The 4,048-nt window shown below is 47.7% G+C and carries 1 protein-coding gene and 1 pseudogene; both read left to right on the top strand.

Features of this window, described 5'->3' with window-relative positions:
* The first annotated feature begins 540 nt into the window (after nt 1–540).
* Nucleotides 541–1,305, top strand: a complete 765-nt coding sequence (locus PX481_RS19630) for a hypothetical protein (RefSeq protein ID WP_147070965.1) — start codon at nt 541–543, stop codon at nt 1,303–1,305.
* A 216-nt stretch (nt 1,306–1,521) separates the two neighbouring features.
* A pseudogene (locus PX481_RS19625) lies at nt 1,522–4,048 on the top strand (hypothetical protein); the annotation flags it as partial.

Here is a 4,048-nt window from a genome sequence, read left to right as displayed (position 1 = left end):
CGGTGTCAGTCTGTAGAGCGACCATAAGACCAGAACAGAGTACATCTGTTAAGGCAGGTGCGGAACCCCGCAAGGGAAAGAAGCAGAAACCTAAATCGTGAGGTTTGGGAATCGCCGTCCGTTTTACGGCGGTGAGGATGTCAAGGTCAAGTAATTTCTACTACTCTCGTCTCCGACTTACCAGAACTCGGTCAATTAACCGCCAAACAAATCTCTCGCTTAGTTCCTAGAGATTCACACTTTTTGTTATCTCTAATCAAGGGTTGCGCTTGCTTTGGTTTAACCTGAGCAGCTTAGCTTTTGCTGCGCTTTTTTCCGGCTTGAGATTTTGAGTTTTACGGCAACTGCTTGAGTTTTTTTTTAAATTCCCCCTTGACCATCAAGACAGTCGCTACACTATACTCGTTGTCAAACAGCCAAGTTATGGTTCACAATTGTGTCATTTTATGGGTAAATTCACAAAGTGTCACAACCGTTAGTGAAACTTGATCAATCTTTTTCTAACATAAAAGAAAGAGAAATAAAAATGGGGTGATTGAGATGTTTTTAAGCTATCTAGGATTTATCGGATTTTGTGTGATTTTTGGAGCCTTAGTCTTACTAGCTTTTGGAATTTTACAATGGTTGCACATCCCGTCAGGAAATTTAATCGATTGGTTGATTGGGATCGCCAGTTTTTGGTGGTTGTTAGTGATTGTGACTGTTCCTTGGAACATTTATTTTGATGCCCAGGAAGTCATCGCAGAAGCAGCAATTTCTCAAGAAAAAAATATTCCCGTAGATCGGAAACAAGTTGATTATGTTAAGACAGTAGCGCGTTGGTCAATTCGGCTCGCAATCGCCTTACATTTGCTGTCAGGAATTGGACTTTATACCTTAGCAGCAACGGGAATTAGTGCAGTAGGATATGTGAGTTCCGGTGCAACTTTATTATTGACAGCTTTACGTCCGGCGATTCGGGCTTATCAATATTTAGCCGTGCGTTTGTCAATGATTCGAGAACAGATTAAGTATCCCAGAGAGGATGTAGTAGAGTTGCGCGTTCGCGTCTCTAATTTAGAGGCTAATGTGGCAATAATTAGGGAAAAACTCGATACAGAAGCAAATATACAGCAACAAGAAGTCAAAATAACTCGCCAAGAATTAGCCCGTCTGAAAGCCTTACTAGAAAAATTAGAAGCTAAAAATCAGGTTGAACATGAAACCTTATCTCAGGAAGCACAAAATGCGATCGCACAACTGACAGAAGACAGTCAATTTCTCAATCATGTACGAGAGATTATTCGCTTTTTCAAGACAGCTTAGATGAGATTAATTTCTTAAGAGATCTAACCAAGGCTGAAACCTTTACTGTTCCCTGTTCCCTTGTCTCCACAGTTAACTTTAACTTTACCTTTAAGTGGTCGGACAAAAGTAAAGTTAACCGTGGGAGTCAGGAGTCAGGAGTCAGCAAGAATTGCCAGAATTACATTTCTTAAGACAGACGAGAGAATTTATGTCCGACTACTTATCTGATTACTTATGTCCTTTCAAGAGAAGCGAATCATCCCCATAGAAATCGTCAATCCCAACTCGCCAGCCGAACTTTTACTAGCTCTCAATCAATGGCTAGAATTAGAGTTGATTGCCGACAAAAGACTAGAATTAGCAATAAATGCGAGAGAAAATTCAGTTCAAGAAACCCTCGCTCTGACAATAACCACCAGCGTCCCTATATCTAACTTTTTAGAAGGTTTGGGGCAATGGCAGGAGCGAGGCTGGCTGACTGCTTCTCAAATCCGGGTTGTTATAAGAGTGAGAGCTTCCCATCCCTCTCTACTACAAGGTTTAGAACAATGGCTCCAATTAGGATTACTTGGGGAATCTCAAGTCAAGCAACTGTGTCGGGAAAACCTCTCCTGTGTCATGCCTATACTGACAACTGCCCCTACCAGAGAGCCGCTGCCAGACCCCATCTCCTCCCAGCCGCCTCCCCCACCCGCGCTACCTTCTCGACGGCCAGAAGCTCCCCGTAGAATCCCGCCACGGCCGCCAACATCTCCTCGACGGCAGGAAACTCCCAGCCAGTTTGGACAAATGTTACAGTCTCTGATGGCAGAATTGAGCGTCCTCTGGCTGCTGCTGTTGGGAGTCTTCATGGTGGTCATCTCCTCTGGTGTCCTCGCCGCCAACTTTTGGGAAAAATTCTCAAGCGCCGGACAGTATGGGGTTTTGTGGCTTTATACTTTAGCTTTTTGGGGAGCCAGTTTTTGGAGTAGCCAACAGCCGGGCCTGCGCCTGACCAGTCAAGCTTTGCGCCTGGTTACCCTGTTGCTAGTACCGATGAATTTTCTGGCCATGGATAGCTTGGGCTTGTGGCGCAACCCTCTAGCCTGGTTGATTGTGGTAGTGGCTGCCCTTTCCCTTACCGCCGTAACAGTTCAACTATTCCGGGGGAGGTACGGGGGAACTGGCCCGGCAGGATTTTCTCAAAGTCTGCCGAATCACTTGGGATTGAGCTATCTGCATTGGGGATGGGCAATTGGGGGTTTTCCCTTGCTGGCAACTTACTTGGGCGTGGTGGGAACAACTTTGATCTCCCTTTCCCGTGTTCCTGAAGGAGCCGGACAAGAAGCAGCATCAAGGAGAGAAAGATTAGCCCCTTTTAGCTTAAATGAGGCAATTGTCGTCTATGGGCTGGTTATCCTGCTGGTGCGGGCAATTTTTATCGCTCAGGTAGAGATTAGCCAATTGGGGCTGGCTGTGGGGATTTGCGGCTGGTTAGCCAGTTGGCAGACCAGACAATCTGTTTCCTTGTGGCAGCGTATCGGCGGTAGCTTGCTGCTGCTAGGTTGGTTACTGTCGGTGGGTGAAACACCTTGGCAAGCCCTAGCAGTGAGTGGTTTATCACTCCTGTTTTTTGCCCGACGCATCGGTTACTCCTGGCGGAAGTTCGACTTGGCAGCAGCCTTGCTGATTGGGTTGCAGGGGTTGTGGCTGGCTTGGCGCTTACTTCCAGACACTTTCAGGCAAGGGGCAATCACCTTGGGGACTGGTTTAACTGGCGCTGAAGCTACCCCTTGGGCGTTACTAAGCTTAGTTTTCTTTCCTTACCTAGTCTTAATCCTATTCCTGACAGATTGGTTCTCCCAATTGGGCAAGCGGGAATTAGCCTCTTTTACCGGCTCGATAGCCTTGTTCTGGGGAACAACCTTGACCTTTTGCTCCTTAGTCAATCCTGCCTTGAGGACGCTCAACTTGGCAGCTTCAACCCTGGCGTTAGTAATTTTCAGCCAACGGCAAGTCAAACTAGCTTCCCTTCAAGAGATTTCCCGCCGTTTTCTCTCCCTGGCCTATCTCACTCACCTAGCTGGCTTGCTCACCCTAATTTTGGCGATTGACTGGGGATGGCCAAGGCTGAGTTGGGCAGTTTGGGGCGTGATTTTAATCATGCTGGCGGTGCTGGAATTGGCATTCAGCGTGAAACAGCCCTTTCCTCCTACTTCCTTGCTCCATCTCCTACACCACACAACTTGGAAGCTGGGACTAATCTTGGCTGGGCTATCCTATGGCTTGTTTATCCTCAATCAGGTGGCAGTTTTCGCCCAGTTGACCTCTGTGTTGGAGCGCCCGCTTATGGGGCTAGAGTGGGGCTTAGTCTGGGGTTTGGCTCCCCTGGCCCTGACTGGGGTGGGAACTTGGAATCTGGCTCGGCGGGAAGTTGCCAGTTGGTTGAGTATAGACGCTTTAGCCCTGTGGCAGTGGCTTATCTTAACAGCCCGACCCCCGCAAGGGTTGGAACCAGGAATTGCCTCAATTAGCTTAGGGATAGCTACAGGATTGATGTTCGTCAATAGCCGTAACTTAGAGCAGGTAGCAGCAGCAGCGATTACCGTAGGTTTTGGCTTGAGTTGGCTGGCACTGTCTTTGTGGGATGGCAGTTTTGGTTGGGCATTGCGGCAAGAAGCAAGCTGGCTGTTGGCAGGGGTAATTACTGCGACAAGCTTGTGGATTCTCCGCCAATGCTTAAGGGCATTACCGAATAATTTGGCGAGAATTTATGCCCAGG

This window comes from Microcystis sp. M53603_WE2, from assembly GCF_030065435.1.
Note: the sequence above shows the minus strand (reverse complement) of the source record. Positions and strands in the feature narration are given on the sequence as shown.

Bases quoted from the DNA above. Each gene is read 5' to 3' on its own strand.
- PX481_RS19630 (WP_147070965.1), top strand. From the start codon at position 541: ATGTTTTTAAGCTATCTAGGATTTATCGGATTTTGTGTGATTTTTGGA.